Below are 15,121 nucleotides of genomic sequence, written 5' to 3' on the forward strand. Positions count from 1 at the left end.
ATCGTGATATCACTATGCGCGAATTAACCCCGGCGGCGGTGACCGGCACGTTGACTACGCCGGTTGGTCGTCTGCGTAAGCTGAACATGGGGCCAGAGTTCTTATCGGCGTTTACCGTAGGCGACCAGTTGTTATGGGGCGCCGCCGAGCCGCTGCGTCGAATGCTGCGCCAGTTGGCGTAGTGGCTATTGCAGCGCTTATCGGGCCTGCGTGTGGTTCTGTAGGCCGGATAAGGCGCGTCAGCGCCGCCATCCGGCGGGGAAATTTGTGTTAAACCAGGGGTGCATCGTCACCCTTTTTTTGCGTAATACAGGAGTAAACGCAGATGTTTCATTTTTATCAGGAGTTAAGCAGAGCATTGGCTATTCTTTAAGGGTAGCTTAATCCCACGGGTATTAAGCCTAACCTGAAGGTAGGACGACGCAGATAGGATGCACAGTGTGCTGCGCCGTTCAGGTCAAAGAAGTGTCACTACCTGATGTTGAATTCAGTGAGATGGAGTGACGCCACAAAACAGGATGACAAACCATGTCCAGTCGTATCGATAGAGACGTGATTAATGCGCTAATTGCAGGACATTTTGCGGACCCTTTTTCCGTACTCGGAATGCACCAGACCCAAGCCGGACTAGAAGTCCGCGCCCTATTACCTGACGCCACCGACGTATGGGTGATTGAACCCAAAACCGGACGTAAAGTCGGCAAACTGGAATGTCTCGACGCTCGCGGTTTTTTCTGCGGCGTTTTACCCCGACGTAAAAATTTCTTTCGCTATCAGCTCGCCGTGACCTGGCACGGACAGCAGAACCTCATCGACGATCCTTACCGTTTTGGTCCATTAATACAGGAAATGGATGCCTGGCTATTGTCGGAAGGCACCCACCTGCGTCCTTATGAAACGCTGGGCGCGCACGCCGATACGATGGATGGCGTCACCGGCACCCGTTTCTCCGTCTGGGCGCCTAATGCTCGTCGCGTTTCGGTTGTCGGGCAATTCAACTATTGGGATGGGCGTCGCCACCCAATGCGTCTGCGCAAAGAGAGCGGTATTTGGGAGCTGTTTATCCCCGGCGCGCATAATGGACAACTGTATAAATTCGAGCTGCTTGATGCGAACGGTAATCTGCGCATTAAAGCCGATCCCTATGCTTTTGAGGCGCAGATGCGTCCGGAAACGGCGTCGATGATTTGCGGACTGCCGGAGAAAGTGACGCCAAGCGAAGAACGACAAAAAGCCAATCAGTTTGATGCGCCGATCTCGATTTATGAGGTGCATTTAGGTTCATGGCGCCGCCATACGGATAACAATTTCTGGCTGAGCTATCGTGAGCTGGCGGATCAGCTTGTGCCTTACGCCAAATGGATGGGCTTTACGCACCTTGAACTCTTGCCGGTCAACGAACATCCGTTTGACGGCAGTTGGGGCTACCAGCCGACCGGCCTCTACGCGCCGACCCGCCGCTTTGGTACGCGGGACGACTTCCGCTATTTCATCAATGCGGCCCATGCGGCGGGCCTTAACGTCATTCTCGACTGGGTGCCGGGCCATTTCCCGTCCGATGAATTTAGCCTCGCGGAGTTTGACGGCACCCACCTCTATGAGCACAGCGACCCGCGCGAGGGCTATCACCAGGACTGGAATACGCTGATCTACAACTATGGTCGTCGTGAAGTCAGTAATTATCTGGTGGGCAACGCCCTGTACTGGATGGAGCGTTTTGGGATTGATGCGCTGCGTGTCGATGCGGTGGCCTCTATGATCTACCGCGACTACAGCCGCAAAGAGGGCGAGTGGATACCGAACGAGTTCGGCGGTCGTGAAAACCTGGAAGCCATTGAGTTTCTGCGTAATACCAACCGCATTATTGGCGAGCAGGTGCCCGGCGCGGTCAGCATGGCGGAAGAGTCGACAGACTTCTCTGGCGTGACGCGTCCACCGGAAACGGGCGGCCTGGGGTTCTGGTACAAGTGGAACCTGGGCTGGATGCACGACACGCTGGACTATATGAAGCTGGACCCGGTGTACCGCCAGTATCATCACGACAAGCTGACCTTTGGTATGTTGTACAACCATACCGAAAACTTTGTTCTGCCGCTGTCGCACGATGAGGTGGTTCACGGCAAGAAATCCATTCTCGATCGTATGCCGGGCGATGCGTGGCAAAAATTTGCCAACCTGCGCGCCTATTATGGCTGGATGTGGGCCTTCCCCGGCAAGAAACTGCTGTTTATGGGGAATGAGTTTGCCCAGGGACGCGAGTGGAACCATGACGCCAGCCTCGACTGGCACTTGCTGGAGGGCGGCGATAACTGGCACCACGGGGTTCAGCGTCTGGTACGCGATCTCAACCACACCTATCGCCACCATAAAGCGTTGCATGAGCTGGATTTTGATGCTTACGGCTTTGAGTGGCTGGTGGTCGATGACAATGAACGCTCGGTACTGATTTTTGTACGCCGTGATAAAGCCGGTAACGAGATCATCGTCGCCAGCAACTTTACGCCCGTTCCTCGCCACGACTACCGCTTTGGCATCAACCAGCCGGGACGCTGGCGTGAAATTCTCAATACTGATTCGATGCATTATCACGGTAGCAACACCGGCAACGGCGGCGTGGTGCACAGCGATGAGATCGAAAGCCATGGCCGTCAGCACTCTCTTAGCCTGACGTTACCGCCGTTGGCGACGATCTGGCTGATGCGGGAGGGGGAATGACGCAGCTTGCGATCGGCGAAGCAACGCCGCATGGCGCAACGTATGACGGTCATGGCGTGAATTTCACGCTCTTTTCCGCCCATGCGGAGCGCGTAGAGCTGTGCGTTTTTGATTCCCGAGGGAATGAGCGTCGCTATGACCTGCCAGGACGTCGCGGCGATGTCTGGCATGGTTATCTGGCAGGCGCCAGGCCAGGTTTGCGCTATGGCTATCGCGTACATGGCCCGTGGCAGCCAGCGCAGGGGCATCGGTTTAATCCGGCGAAGTTACTGCTTGACCCTTATGCGCGCCGGGTCGAGGGCGAACTAAAAGATCATCCGCTGTTGCACGGCGGACACGATGAACCGGACTACCGCGATAACGCGGCGGTGGCGCCGAAAAGCGTGGTAATCAGCGACCATTATGACTGGGAAGATGACGCCGCGCCGCGCACGCCGTGGGGAAAAACGGTCATCTATGAAGCGCATGTCAAAGGGCTTACCTACCTGCATCCGGAACTCCCCCAGGAGATACGCGGCACCTATAAAGCGCTCGGTCATCCGGTCATGGTGGCGTACTTCAAACAGCTTGGCATTACGGCGCTGGAACTGTTGCCGGTAGCGCAGTTTGCCAGCGAGCCGCGCCTGCAACGTATGGGGCTGACCAATTATTGGGGTTACAACCCGATGGCGATGTTCGCGCTGCATCCCGCCTGGGCCAGTTCGCCCGAGACGGCGTTGGACGAGTTTCGCGATGCGGTGAAAGCGCTGCATCGCGCGGGGATTGAGGTCATTCTGGACATCGTATTAAACCATAGCGCCGAGCTGGATCTGGACGGTCCAACCTTCTCCCTGCGCGGAATTGATAACCGTAGCTATTATTGGATAAGGGACGATGGCGATTATCACAACTGGACGGGGTGCGGCAACACGCTCAATTTAAGCCATCCCGGCGTGGTGGAATACGCGTGCGAGTGTTTGCGCTATTGGGTGGAAACCTGTCATGTCGATGGTTTTCGTTTTGATTTGGCGTCCGTCATGGGGCGCACGCCGACGTTTCGCCAGGATGCGCCGCTGTTCGCCGCGATTAAAGCGTGTCCTGTGTTATCAACGGTCAAGCTGATTGCTGAACCGTGGGACATTGGCGAGGGCGGCTATCAGGTCGGGAATTTTCCGCCACCGTTTGCCGAGTGGAACGACCATTTTCGCGATGCGGCCCGCCGATTCTGGTTGCCGCGTAACCTGACGACCGGGGAATTTGCCTGTCGTTTCGCCGCTTCCAGCGATGTGTTTAAACGCAATGGCCGCGCGCCCGGCGCCTCTGTCAATCTGCTCACGGCGCATGACGGTTTTACGCTCCGGGACTGCGTCTGTTTCAATCAGAAACACAATGAGGCGAACGGTGAGGAAAATCGCGACGGCACCAACAGCAATTACAGCGACAATCATGGTAAAGAAGGATTAGGCGGTCCGCTTGATTTAATGGAGCGGCGGCGCGACAGCATTCATGCCCTGCTGGCGACGCTACTGCTCTCTCAGGGAACGCCGATGCTGCTGGCAGGCGATGAACACGGCCATAGCCAGCACGGCAACAATAACGCCTACTGTCAGGATAATGCCTTAACCTGGCTGGACTGGCAGCAGGCAAACCGTGGGTTAACCACGTTTACCGCCGCGCTGATTCGTTTGCGTCAGCAGATACCGGCTTTAACCGGCAATAGCTGGTGGGAAGAAGGCGATGGCAACGTGCGTTGGCTAAATAAAAACGCGCAACCCTTGAGTGCGGATGAGTGGCAAAACGGGCCTAAGCTGATGCAAATTCTGTTGTCGGACCGTTTTCTGATTGCGATAAATGCCACGCTTGAGGTGACAGATATAGTTTTACCCGAAGGGGAATGGCGCGCCGTTCCCCCATTCGCTGGAGAGGATAATCCGGTGATAACGGCGGTCTGGCAGGGACCTGCGCATGGACTGTGTGTGTTCCAGAGAGGATAAAAAAGGAGTTAATCATGGTGAGTTTAGAGAAGAACGATCGTGTAATGTTGGCGCGCCAGCTGCCATTGAAATCTGTTGCCCTAATCCTGGCCGGCGGCCGCGGCACGCGTCTAAAAGATTTAACGAACAAACGCGCCAAACCAGCCGTCCACTTTGGTGGGAAGTTCCGCATCATCGATTTCGCCTTATCTAATTGTCTGAACTCCGGGATTCGCCGTATCGGCGTGATCACTCAGTATCAGTCCCATACGCTGGTGCAGCATATTCAGCGCGGCTGGTCACTGTTTAGCGAAGAGATGAACGAATTTGTCGATCTGCTGCCAGCCCAACAGCGTATGAAGGGCGAAAACTGGTATCGCGGCACGGCAGACGCGGTGACCCAGAACCTGGATATTATTCGTCGCTATAAAGCGGAATATGTCGTCATCCTGGCAGGCGATCATATCTACAAGCAGGACTACTCGCGTATGTTGATCGATCACGTTGAAAAGGGCGCGCGTTGCACGGTGGCCTGTATGCCGGTGCCGATCAAAGAAGCGACGGCGTTCGGCGTGATGGCGGTCGATGAAAGCGACAAGATTATTGATTTTGTCGAAAAACCGGCGAATCCCCCCGCGATGCCTGGTGACGCCAGCAAAGCGCTGGCCAGTATGGGCATTTACGTTTTTGACGCCGATTACCTGTATGAATTGCTGGCGGCAGACGATAAAGATGACGCGTCCAGCCACGATTTCGGTAAAGACATTATCCCCAAAATCACCCGCGAAGGTATGGCTTACGCGCATCCTTTCCCGCTCTCCTGCGTGCAGTCCGATCCACAAGCCGAACCGTACTGGCGCGATGTAGGTACGCTGGAAGCTTACTGGAAGGCGAACCTGGATTTAGCCTCGGTGACGCCGGAGCTGGATATGTATGACCAGAACTGGCCTATCCGTACGCATATGGAATCGCTACCGCCTGCGAAATTCGTGCAGGACCGCTCAGGTAGCCACGGTATGACGCTGAACTCGCTGGTCTCCGGCGGCTGCATTATCTCCGGTTCGGTGGTGGTGCAATCTGTGCTCTTCCCACGGGTGAGAATAAATTCTTTTTGTAATATTGATTCGGCAGTGTTGTTACCTGAGGTTTGGGTAGGACGCTCCTGCCGTTTACGTCGCTGTGTTATTGACCGTGCCTGTATTATCCCGGAAGGCATGGTGATTGGTGAAAATGCGGAAGAGGACGCTCGTCGTTTCTACCGTTCAGAAGAAGGTATTGTACTGGTCACGCGTGAAATGCTGCGCAAACTGCAGGTCAAACAGGAGCGATAATGCAGGTTTTACATGTATGTTCAGAGATGTTCCCCCTGCTGAAGACTGGGGGGCTGGCGGATGTGATAGGCGCGTTGCCTGCGGCACAAATTGCGGATGGTGTTGATGTTCGCGTTCTGCTTCCTGGGTTTCCCGATATCCGTCGGGGGATACCCGATGCGCATGTGGTGAGCCGCCGCGATACTTTCGCAGGTAAGATATCGCTGCTGTTCGGGCATTATAACGGCGTGGGCATTTATCTGATCGACGCGCCGCATCTGTACGAGCGTCCAGGCAGTCCCTATCACGATACGAATTTATATGCCTATACCGATAACGTGCTGCGCTTTGCCCTGTTAGGGTGGGTCGGCTGTGAAATGGCCTGCGGACTTGATCCATTCTGGCGCCCCGACGTGGTGCACGCCCATGACTGGCACGCCGGGCTGGCGCCCGCCTATCTGGCGGCGCGCGGGCGGCCGGCGAAATCGGTCTTTACCGTACACAACCTGGCCTATCAAGGCATGTTTTATGCAAAGCATATGGATGACATCGAACTGCCGTGGTCATTCTTTAATATGCATGGGCTGGAGTTCAACGGACAACTCTCCTTTTTGAAGGCCGGTTTGTACTATGCCGACCATATTACGGCGGTGAGCCCGACCTATGCGCGTGAAATTACCGAACCGCAGTTTGCTTATGGTATGGAAGGCCTGCTGCGCCAGCGTCATCTGGAAGGGCGCTTGTCCGGCATACTGAACGGCGTGGATGAGAAGATCTGGAACCCGGAATCCGATCTGCTGCTGGCGTCGCGCTACACGCGCGATACCCTGGAAGAGAAGGCGGAAAACAAACGTCAGCTACAAATTGCGATGGGGTTGAAGGTTAACGACAAAGTGCCGCTGTTCGCCGTGGTAAGCCGTCTGACCAACCAGAAAGGTCTGGATCTGGTGCTGGAGGCGTTACCGGGGCTGCTGGAGCAGGGCGGGCAGTTGGCGCTACTCGGCGCGGGCGATCCGGTGCTTCAGGAAGGGTTCCTCGCGGCGGCGGCGGAACACCCAGGGCAGGTTGGCGTACAGATCGGCTATCACGAAGCTTTCTCGCATCGCATTATGGGCGGCGCGGACGTTATTCTGGTGCCCAGTCGTTTCGAACCGTGCGGCTTAACGCAGTTATATGGCTTAAAGTATGGCACGCTGCCTCTGGTGCGGCGTACCGGGGGGTTGGCCGATACGGTCTCCGACAGTTCGCTGGAAAATCTGGCGGACGGTATCGCCAGCGGTTTTGTCTTCGAAGACAGTAACGCCTGGTCGTTGCTACGCGCGATTCGGCGTGCTTTTGTGTTGTGGTCACGGCCTTCGCTTTGGCGGTTTGTACAACGGCAGGCGATGGCGATGGATTTTAGCTGGCAAGTTGCCGCGAAATCATACCGCGAGCTGTACTATCGCTTGAAATAGTCATCCAGGAATCATTTATATGAATGCTCCGTTTACTTATGCATCGCCCACACTCAGCGTTGAGGCGCTTAAGCATTCTATTGCCTATAAGCTGATGTTTACGATTGGTAAAGACCCGGTCATTGCCAATAAACATGAATGGCTGAACGCCACGTTGTTCGCGGTGCGCGATCGTCTGGTGGAGCGCTGGCTGCGTTCTAATCGAGCTCAATTATCGCAGGAAACCCGGCAGGTTTATTACCTGTCGATGGAGTTTTTGATTGGTCGTACCCTCTCTAACGCGCTGCTCTCGCTGGGCATTTATGATGACGTTAAAGGCGCGCTGGAGGCCATGGGCTTAGATCTCGAAGAGCTGATCGATGAAGAGAATGACCCAGGGCTTGGCAACGGCGGCTTAGGACGGCTGGCGGCTTGCTTCCTGGACTCGCTGGCGACGCTAGGATTACCGGGTCGCGGGTATGGCATTCGCTACGATTACGGCATGTTTAAGCAGAATATTGTCGACGGGCGGCAAAAAGAGTCTCCGGATTACTGGCTGGAATATGGCAACCCGTGGGAGTTCAAGCGCCACAATACGCGCTATAAAGTGCTTTTTGGCGGGCGCATTCAGCAGGAAGGTAAAAAAGCGCGCTGGATTGAGACGGAAGAGATTCTGGCCGTCGCGTATGATCAGATCATCCCCGGTTATGACACCGACGCCACTAACACACTGCGGCTGTGGAATGCGCAGGCCAGTAGTGAAATCAACCTCGGTAAATTCAACCAGGGCGACTACTTCGCGGCGGTGGAAGATAAAAACCACTCTGAGAACGTGTCGCGGGTGCTCTACCCGGACGATTCCACCTATTCCGGACGAGAGCTACGCCTGCGCCAGGAGTATTTTCTGGTCTCGGCGACGGTGCAGGATATCCTGCACCGTCATTATCAACTGCATAAAACCTATGAGAATCTGGCGGATAAAATCGCCATTCACCTCAATGATACGCATCCGGTGCTGTCAATTCCGGAGCTGATGCGCCTGCTGATTGATGAACATAAATTTAGCTGGGACGACGCGTTTGAGGTGTGCTGTCAGGTCTTCTCTTATACCAACCATACGTTGATGAGCGAGGCGCTGGAGACCTGGCCCGTCGATATGCTGGGGAAAATTCTGCCCCGTCACCTGCAGATTATCTTCGAGATTAACGACTATTTCCTGAAAACTTTGCAGGAGCAATATCCCAACGATACCAGCCTGCTTGGACGCGCGTCGATTATTGATGAGTCGAACGGCCGCCGGGTACGGATGGCCTGGCTGGCGGTGGTGGTCAGCCATAAAGTCAACGGCGTTTCTGAACTCCATTCCAACCTGATGGTGCAGTCGCTGTTCGCGGATTTTGCGAAGATTTTTCCGACCCGTTTTTGTAACGTCACTAACGGCGTTACGCCGCGCCGCTGGCTGGCGCTGGCAAACCCGCCGCTGTCTGACGTGCTGGATGAGAATATTGGCCGTACCTGGCGTACCGATCTTAGTCAGCTCAGCGAGCTGAAGCAGCATTGTGATTATCCGCTGGTCAATCATGCGGTGCGTCAGGCGAAGCTGGAAAATAAAAAACGGCTGGCGGTAGTGATAGCGCAACAACTGAATGTGGTGGTGAACCCTAAAGCGTTATTCGACGTGCAGATTAAGCGTATTCACGAATACAAGCGGCAGTTGATGAACGTACTGCATGTCATTACCCGCTATAACCGCATTAAAGAAAATCCGGAGGCTGACTGGGTGCCGCGGGTGAATATTTTTGCCGGTAAGGCGGCTTCCGCCTATTACATGGCAAAACACATTATTCATCTGATCAACGACGTGGCGAAAGTGATTAACAACGATCCGCAGATTGGCGACAAGCTGAAAGTAGTGTTTATCCCGAACTACAGCGTCAGCCTGGCGCAGGTAATCATTCCCGCTGCCGACCTGTCTGAGCAGATTTCGCTGGCAGGGACAGAAGCTTCCGGCACCAGTAATATGAAATTTGCCCTGAACGGCGCGCTCACCATTGGTACGCTGGATGGCGCGAACGTAGAGATGCAGGAGCATGTCGGCGAGGAGAATATCTTTATCTTCGGTAATACTGCCGAAGAGGTGGAAGCGTTGCGCAGGCAGGGTTATAAGCCTCGCGACTATTATGAAAAAGATGAAGAGCTACATCAGGTACTGACGCAGATTGGTAGCGGCGTCTTTAATCCGGAAGAGCCAGGCCGTTACCGCGATCTGGTAGATTCGCTGATTAACTTTGGCGATCACTATCAGGTGCTGGCGGACTACCGCAGCTACGTGGACTGCCAGGATAAGGTGGATGAGTTGTATCGTCGCCCGGAAGAATGGACGACGAAAGCGATGCTCAACATTGCCAATATGGGCTACTTCTCATCGGACAGAACCATCAAAGAGTATGCCGAAAATATCTGGCATATTGATCCGGTGCGGTTGTAGCGGTTTAACGCTTGAGAACGGGGCCAAACGGCCCCGTTTTTTATGCGTGTATTTCGGAAAAGTGCGGGGGAAGGGGGAGATATCTGCAGGTTTATACTTTGCGCTGATACAGGGATGGGTGAAGCAAAATATGAAGATGCAAAGGAGCTTAATATCATTGGTGATGGCGTTTATCGGCGTGCCGCTGCTGGTGAACATTATTACGATTATCGTGGGGGGAACGTGGGCGTGCATTAGCGTTCTTGAAAATAGTATCCCCGTCGCGCAATCTATTGAGAAGGCGACCATTATCCCGGTAGCGCTTCTGGGCGCAGGGTTAATTTTTCTTTGTGGCCGAATATGGGGAAAGGGAAATGCATCAGAGGTAAATCCAGAATGGCGTGATTGCTGCCTGCTTATGCCCGCTCTGGTGGTGCTGATGGGGTGGGTCATCCTGATGTTTCTCACCGATCTTAATATTCGCGCGATAGGGCGTAAACCCATCGCCCAGGTGGTGCAAACGCTTTGGTTAGTACCCAGCGTAATATCCTTTTTCAACGGCTGGGTATGGGCAGTGTTGCTCATCCCGGTTGGCTCGCAGCTCTGTTTTGCATTAGGGTATGGCGGTGCGCGTTGGGGAGTGCTACGCGGCGGTGCGGGCTACACTTGTCGTAATCTGCTGGTGATTAGCCTGCTGTTTTTCGGGAGCTGTGCCGTATACCAGTCACATCTTTATGCCGTGAAGTATCCCGCTCCCGAGAGCAGTGAATATCTTTATTTCCGCGATTATCAGGCGCACACATGGGGCAACAAGCTAACCGGGCTGCGCGATGAACCGACACTTTTGCTCACTCAAAATTGGCCGCGGCTCGATGGCGCAACGGCTGGCTTGCCGTTATACGCCTCGGCTTTTTATGCGCTTACGCGCTTTCCGGATGATATCTGCCCTGAAGACTACCTTGAAAACCAGGGAACCATTGAAGCCTATCAAAATATCCTTAACGGTAATGCCGATCTTATTTTTGTCGCCCAGCCTTCCACTGCTCAAAAGCAATTGGCCGAGGCCAGTGGCGTAAAACTGGTTTACACCCCCTTTGCACGTGAAGCGTTTGTGTTTATCGTCAACCAAAACAATCCCGTGTCATCGTTGAGTGATGTACAAATTCGCGGCATTTTTAGCGGAAGAATCACCCACTGGAATGAGGTAGGCGGAGAGGCAATCGACATTAAGCCCTGGCAGCGACCAGAAAACTCTGGCAGCCAAACGGCGATGCTGGCGAAGGTAATGAAAGAAACAAAGCTGATGCCAGCGCAAACAACATCAGTGGCAACCGCGATGGGGGAAATGGTGGATATCGTGGCTGAGTATCGCAATACGCACAACGCCATTGGCTATACCTTTCGTTATTACGCTACGCAGATGCACAGCAATAAAGAGATTAAATTACTGGCGATAAACGATGTTGCCCCGACGGTTGAAAATATTCGTAACGGCAGTTACCCGTACACGGTTGATGTTTATATGGTCACCCGTGAACACCCCACAGCGGAAACACAAAAGCTGGTGGACTGGTTTCTAAGCCCGCAGGGACAACAGTTGGTGCAGGATGTGGGATATGTGCCGCTGTATCCGGCCGCGAAATAAAGGGACTAAATGGAAGATGTTAAATTATATGTGGAACGGGTAGGCGTAGACCCGGCCAGCGGCGCGGATATTCGTATTGCACGGCGTGAATCCACTTCGTGGCATAAAGATATTGTTGCTGAGCTGATTAATCAGGTCCTCCGGTGTGGTGCAACATTAATCATCATCGCTGTGCTGACCGCCTGCGATGATCGCCAGGTAAGCTATTTTCCTGATTATGCCGCCATACCCGAGCAGTCCGGTATCTGGACCTGGCTACCTGTGTTCTTTCCATCGTCCGCCAGTGAAATAGAGATGACGTTTAACCTGGACAGCAATCTTTTTTATGCTGACTTTAGCGTGGCCGACGGTGATAAACGCGCGCATTTTGAAAGCGTGCTGGGGGAGGAGAGCGTGGTTCATTATGCCAACTTTTCTCATAAAAGCTGGTGTAAAACGGGGAAAACTCTCTGGAATAGCGAAGCGCGGGCAAAACCCTTCTTTATTACCAAAATAAGTGTCGATCGCTACCGTATCACTAATCATATGCCCGGCTGTACAAAACCCGGCGAGTGAATGCGGTATGTGGCGAAAAGGGCGGTATAAACCGCCCCGGATTTTATTACGACGCCAGTGAAAGTTGGTGTTTCTCAACATACGCCGCCAGCCACTGGGTGATGCGGGACTGCTGTTCGGCGGTCAGCCACATGCCTTCTTTGGTGCGACGCCAGATAGCATCTTCAGTACGGCGCACCCATTCGTGATCCACCAGGTACTTGAGTTCCGCTTCGTAAAACTCATGACCGAAATCTTCGCCTAAATCAAGCAGTGACGTAGCTTCGCCGAGAATCCACTCCGTGTTGCTGCCGTAAGTGCGCGAATAGTGGCGCGCCAGCGATTCCGTCAGGAATGGGTAACGACGACGCAGCTTCGCCGCGTAATCTTCGCGGCTGCCGTCGATGTCGCCGCCGGGCAGTACGCACGTTTTGGTCCATGCCGGCCCGATGCCTGGATAATAAGACGCCAGTTTTTCCATCGCATGTTCGGCCAGCTTACGGTAGGTCGTGAGCTTACCACCAAACACGGAAAGCAGCGGCGCTTTGCCGTTTTCATCATGAATATCCAGGGTATAATCGCGAGTGATCGCCTGCGGTGAGTCGGACTCATCATCGCACAGCGGACGGACGCCGGAGTACGTCCAGACGATGTCATCGCGCCCCAGTTGCTTCTGGAAGTGCGCGTTATAGACCTTCAACAGGTAATTAATTTCGCTCTCTTCAATTTTTACCGCTTTCGGATCGCCTTTATATTCGACATCGGTTGTGCCAATGAGCGAAAACTCTTCCATCCACGGAATGACAAAGACGATACGCTTATCTTCGTTTTGCAGAATATACGCCTGCTTCTGATTATGGACGCGCGGCACGACGATATGGCTGCCTTTGATCAGGCGGATGCCATACGGTGACGGCAGGTGCATCCCTTCGTCGAAGAACTGTTTGACCCACGGTCCGGTGGCGTTAACCAGTCCGCGCGCCTGCCAGACATATTTTTTACCGGTGTCGATATCTTCCGCTTCGACAATCCACAGACCATTTTCCCGACGAGCGGCGGTTGCGCGAGTACGGGTAAGGACTTCGCCGCCTTTACGCACCACCATCTGTGCGTTAGCCAGCACCAGACGCGCATCGTCTACCCAACAGTCGGAATATTCGAATCCGCGCACGATTTCAGGTTTGAGCACCGAATCTGCGCCAAACCGCACACCGGTGGAACCGGGTAAGCTGGTACGTTTGCCGAGGTGATCGTACATAAACAGACCGATACGGATCATCCAGGCTGGACGTAAATGCGGGCGGTGCGGCAGACGAAAACGCATCGGGAAGGCGATGTGCGGCGCCATTTTCAACAGCACTTCACGTTCTGCCAGCGCTTCGCTGACCAGGCGGAATTCGTAGTGTTCAAGGTAGCGTAAGCCGCCGTGGATAAGTTTCGAACTGGCGGAAGAGGTCGCGCAGGCCAAATCCTGCGCTTCCAGCATGAGTACGGACAAACCGCGTCCGGCGGCATCAGCCGCGATGCCTGCACCGTTAATGCCCCCGCCTATCACGATCAGATCTTTGGTTTCCATGCTGCCCTCTTGCACTTTCGTTAAAGTTCAAAAATGTTCGTTATCGAACATAATAGCAAAGAAACGCGCTATTGGTAACATCGAAAAAACATTTTAGAGTGATATGTATAACATTATGGCGTTAAGCTACTCCGTCAACGTACACTGGGCGATAAAATGCCTTAATTGGCTTCACCGGCAATAATGAAAGAGCGATTCATGGAACAATTTGAATGTATCACTGTAGAAGAGGCGTATCAGAAACTGCACCAGGGCGCGGCGGTGCTGGTCGATATTCGCGATCCGCAAAGTTATGCCATGGGTCATGCGCCGCAGGCGTTTCACTTGACTAACGATACGCTGGGCGCGTTTATGCGTGAGCATGGTTTCGATACCGCCGTGATGGTAATGTGCTATCACGGCAACAGTAGTAAAGGCGCCGCGCAGTATCTGCTCCAGCAAGGCTATGATGCGGTTTACAGCATTGACGGCGGGTTTGAGGCCTGGCATCGCCGTTTCCCTGCCAATGTCGCGAATGGCGCGTAATCCCATAAAGATGCAGCCTCCGACAAGAAGGGTATATATACTGTCTTCTTTTGTATGGACTAAGCGACAGCAATAATGTTGATGATTACTTCCTTTGCGAATCCTCGCGTGGCGCAGGCATTTGTTGATTACATGGCCACCCAGGGCGTCATTCTTACTATTCAGCAACATAATCAAAGCGATATCTGGCTGGCAGATGAATCGCAGGCCGAACGTGTGCGGGTCGAGCTGGCGCGGTTTATAGAAAATCCCGGCGATCCGCGTTATCTGGCGGCTAGCTGGCAGTCCGGGCAGACGAACAGCGGACTGCGCTACCGCCGTTTTCCCTTTCTCGCCACGCTGCGTGAACGAGCCGGCCCTGTTACCTGGATCGTGATGCTCGCCTGCGTGCTGGTCTATATCGCGATGAGTCTCATCGGCGATCAGACGGTGATGGTGTGGCTGGCGTGGCCGTTCGATCCGGTTTTAAAATTTGAAGTCTGGCGCTACTTCACCCATATCTTTATGCACTTCTCACTGATGCATATTCTTTTTAACCTGCTGTGGTGGTGGTATCTCGGCGGGGCGGTAGAGAAGCGCCTGGGCAGCGGTAAATTAATCGTCATTACGGTAATAAGCGCGCTGCTAAGCGGCTATGTACAGCAGAAATTTAGCGGCCCGTGGTTTGGCGGGCTGTCTGGCGTCGTCTATGCGCTGATGGGGTACGTGTGGCTGCGCGGAGAGCGCGATCCGCAAAGCGGAATTTACCTCCAGCGCGGCTTAATTATTTTTGCATTATTGTGGATAGTCGCTGGTTGGTTTGACTGGTTTGGCATGTCTATGGCGAACGGCGCGCACATCGCCGGGCTTATCGTCGGTTTAGCGATGGCCTTTGTTGATACGCTGAATGCGCGAAAACGAACGTGAGGCGTATCCGGCCTGTGGTCGAGATATTTTTCCAGGCCGGGTAGGGCGAATGCCGCTA

11 protein-coding genes are annotated in these 15,121 nt (G+C 54.0%); 10 read left to right on the top strand and 1 reads right to left on the bottom strand.

Features of this window, described 5'->3' with window-relative positions:
* From ACLD4F_RS17765 to ACLD4F_RS17800, 8 genes are all read left to right on the top strand, one after another.
* Positions 1-182 (top strand): Asd/ArgC dimerization domain-containing protein (locus ACLD4F_RS17765; RefSeq protein WP_411010960.1); only part of this gene is annotated, 182 nt, incomplete at its 5' end.
* Between the two features lie 346 nt (positions 183-528).
* A complete protein-coding gene (gene glgB / locus ACLD4F_RS17770) occupies positions 529-2,715 on the top strand; it encodes a 1,4-alpha-glucan branching enzyme (RefSeq protein ID WP_000098553.1) in 2,187 nt (728 codons plus the stop codon).
* A complete protein-coding gene (glgX, locus tag ACLD4F_RS17775; RefSeq protein ID WP_000192491.1) occupies positions 2,712-4,688 on the top strand; it encodes a glycogen debranching protein GlgX in 1,977 nt (658 codons plus the stop codon). The genes glgB and glgX overlap by 4 nt, the downstream gene beginning before the upstream one ends.
* A 14-nt stretch (positions 4,689-4,702) precedes the next feature.
* Entirely contained in the window at positions 4,703-5,998 is a 1,296-nt protein-coding gene (gene glgC, locus ACLD4F_RS17780; protein ID WP_000253994.1) for a glucose-1-phosphate adenylyltransferase, read from the top strand.
* Entirely contained in the window at positions 5,998-7,431 is a 1,434-nt protein-coding gene (glgA, locus tag ACLD4F_RS17785) for a glycogen synthase GlgA (protein WP_001197669.1), read from the top strand. Before glgC ends, glgA begins: the two co-directional genes overlap by 1 nt.
* A 19-nt stretch (positions 7,432-7,450) precedes the next feature.
* Positions 7,451-9,898 carry a glycogen phosphorylase gene (gene glgP, locus ACLD4F_RS17790; protein ID WP_000993424.1) on the top strand — a complete coding sequence of 816 codons (2,448 nt, stop codon included), beginning with the start codon at positions 7,451-7,453 and terminating at the stop codon, positions 9,896-9,898.
* Positions 9,899-10,028: 130 nt separating this feature from the next.
* Positions 10,029-11,522, top strand: coding sequence for a PstS family phosphate ABC transporter substrate-binding protein (locus ACLD4F_RS17795; protein ID WP_411010961.1), 1,494 nt, complete (start codon positions 10,029-10,031; stop codon positions 11,520-11,522).
* Positions 11,523-11,531: 9 nt separating this feature from the next.
* Positions 11,532-12,077, top strand: a complete 546-nt coding sequence (locus ACLD4F_RS17800; RefSeq protein ID WP_080095296.1) for a hypothetical protein — start codon at positions 11,532-11,534, stop codon at positions 12,075-12,077.
* A 46-nt stretch (positions 12,078-12,123) separates the two neighbouring features.
* On the opposite strand, the gene glpD is transcribed toward ACLD4F_RS17800, so the two are convergent.
* The gene (gene glpD, locus ACLD4F_RS17805; protein WP_411010962.1) at positions 12,124-13,632 is read right to left on the bottom strand and encodes a glycerol-3-phosphate dehydrogenase; all 1,509 of its coding nucleotides are present in this window, start codon (positions 13,630-13,632) and stop codon (positions 12,124-12,126) included.
* 198 nt (positions 13,633-13,830) lie between these two features.
* Here glpD and glpE point away from each other — a divergent pair, with 198 nt between their 5' ends.
* Positions 13,831-14,157, top strand: coding sequence for a thiosulfate sulfurtransferase GlpE (gene glpE / locus ACLD4F_RS17810; RefSeq protein WP_000434524.1), 327 nt, complete (start codon positions 13,831-13,833; stop codon positions 14,155-14,157).
* Between the two features lie 75 nt (positions 14,158-14,232).
* Complete coding sequence (gene glpG / locus ACLD4F_RS17815; protein WP_000928702.1) at positions 14,233-15,063, top strand: rhomboid family intramembrane serine protease GlpG; 831 nt, start codon at positions 14,233-14,235, stop codon at positions 15,061-15,063.
* Positions 15,064-15,121 lie beyond the last annotated feature (58 nt).

It is taken from the genome of Salmonella sp. 741265050_HSA (genome assembly GCF_046569445.1).
Taxonomy (GTDB): Bacteria; Pseudomonadota; Gammaproteobacteria; order Enterobacterales; family Enterobacteriaceae; genus Salmonella; species Salmonella enterica.

What these genes read in the sequence shown, in the direction of transcription:
- ACLD4F_RS17795 (WP_411010961.1), top strand. Translation starts at nt 10,029, where the DNA reads ATGAAGATGCAAAGGAGCTTAATATCATTGGTGATGGCGTTTATCGGC.
- glgB (WP_000098553.1), top strand. Translation starts at nt 529, where the DNA reads ATGTCCAGTCGTATCGATAGAGACGTGATTAATGCGCTAATTGCAGGA.
- glpD (WP_411010962.1), bottom strand. Translation starts at nt 13,632, where the DNA reads ATGGAAACCAAAGATCTGATCGTGATAGGCGGGGGCATTAACGGTGCA.
- glgP (WP_000993424.1), top strand. Translation starts at nt 7,451, where the DNA reads ATGAATGCTCCGTTTACTTATGCATCGCCCACACTCAGCGTTGAGGCG.
- glgA (WP_001197669.1), top strand. Translation starts at nt 5,998, where the DNA reads ATGCAGGTTTTACATGTATGTTCAGAGATGTTCCCCCTGCTGAAGACT.
- glgC (WP_000253994.1), top strand. Translation starts at nt 4,703, where the DNA reads ATGGTGAGTTTAGAGAAGAACGATCGTGTAATGTTGGCGCGCCAGCTG.
- ACLD4F_RS17800 (WP_080095296.1), top strand. Translation starts at nt 11,532, where the DNA reads ATGGAAGATGTTAAATTATATGTGGAACGGGTAGGCGTAGACCCGGCC.
- glgX (WP_000192491.1), top strand. Translation starts at nt 2,712, where the DNA reads ATGACGCAGCTTGCGATCGGCGAAGCAACGCCGCATGGCGCAACGTAT.
- glpG (WP_000928702.1), top strand. Translation starts at nt 14,233, where the DNA reads ATGTTGATGATTACTTCCTTTGCGAATCCTCGCGTGGCGCAGGCATTT.
- glpE (WP_000434524.1), top strand. Translation starts at nt 13,831, where the DNA reads ATGGAACAATTTGAATGTATCACTGTAGAAGAGGCGTATCAGAAACTG.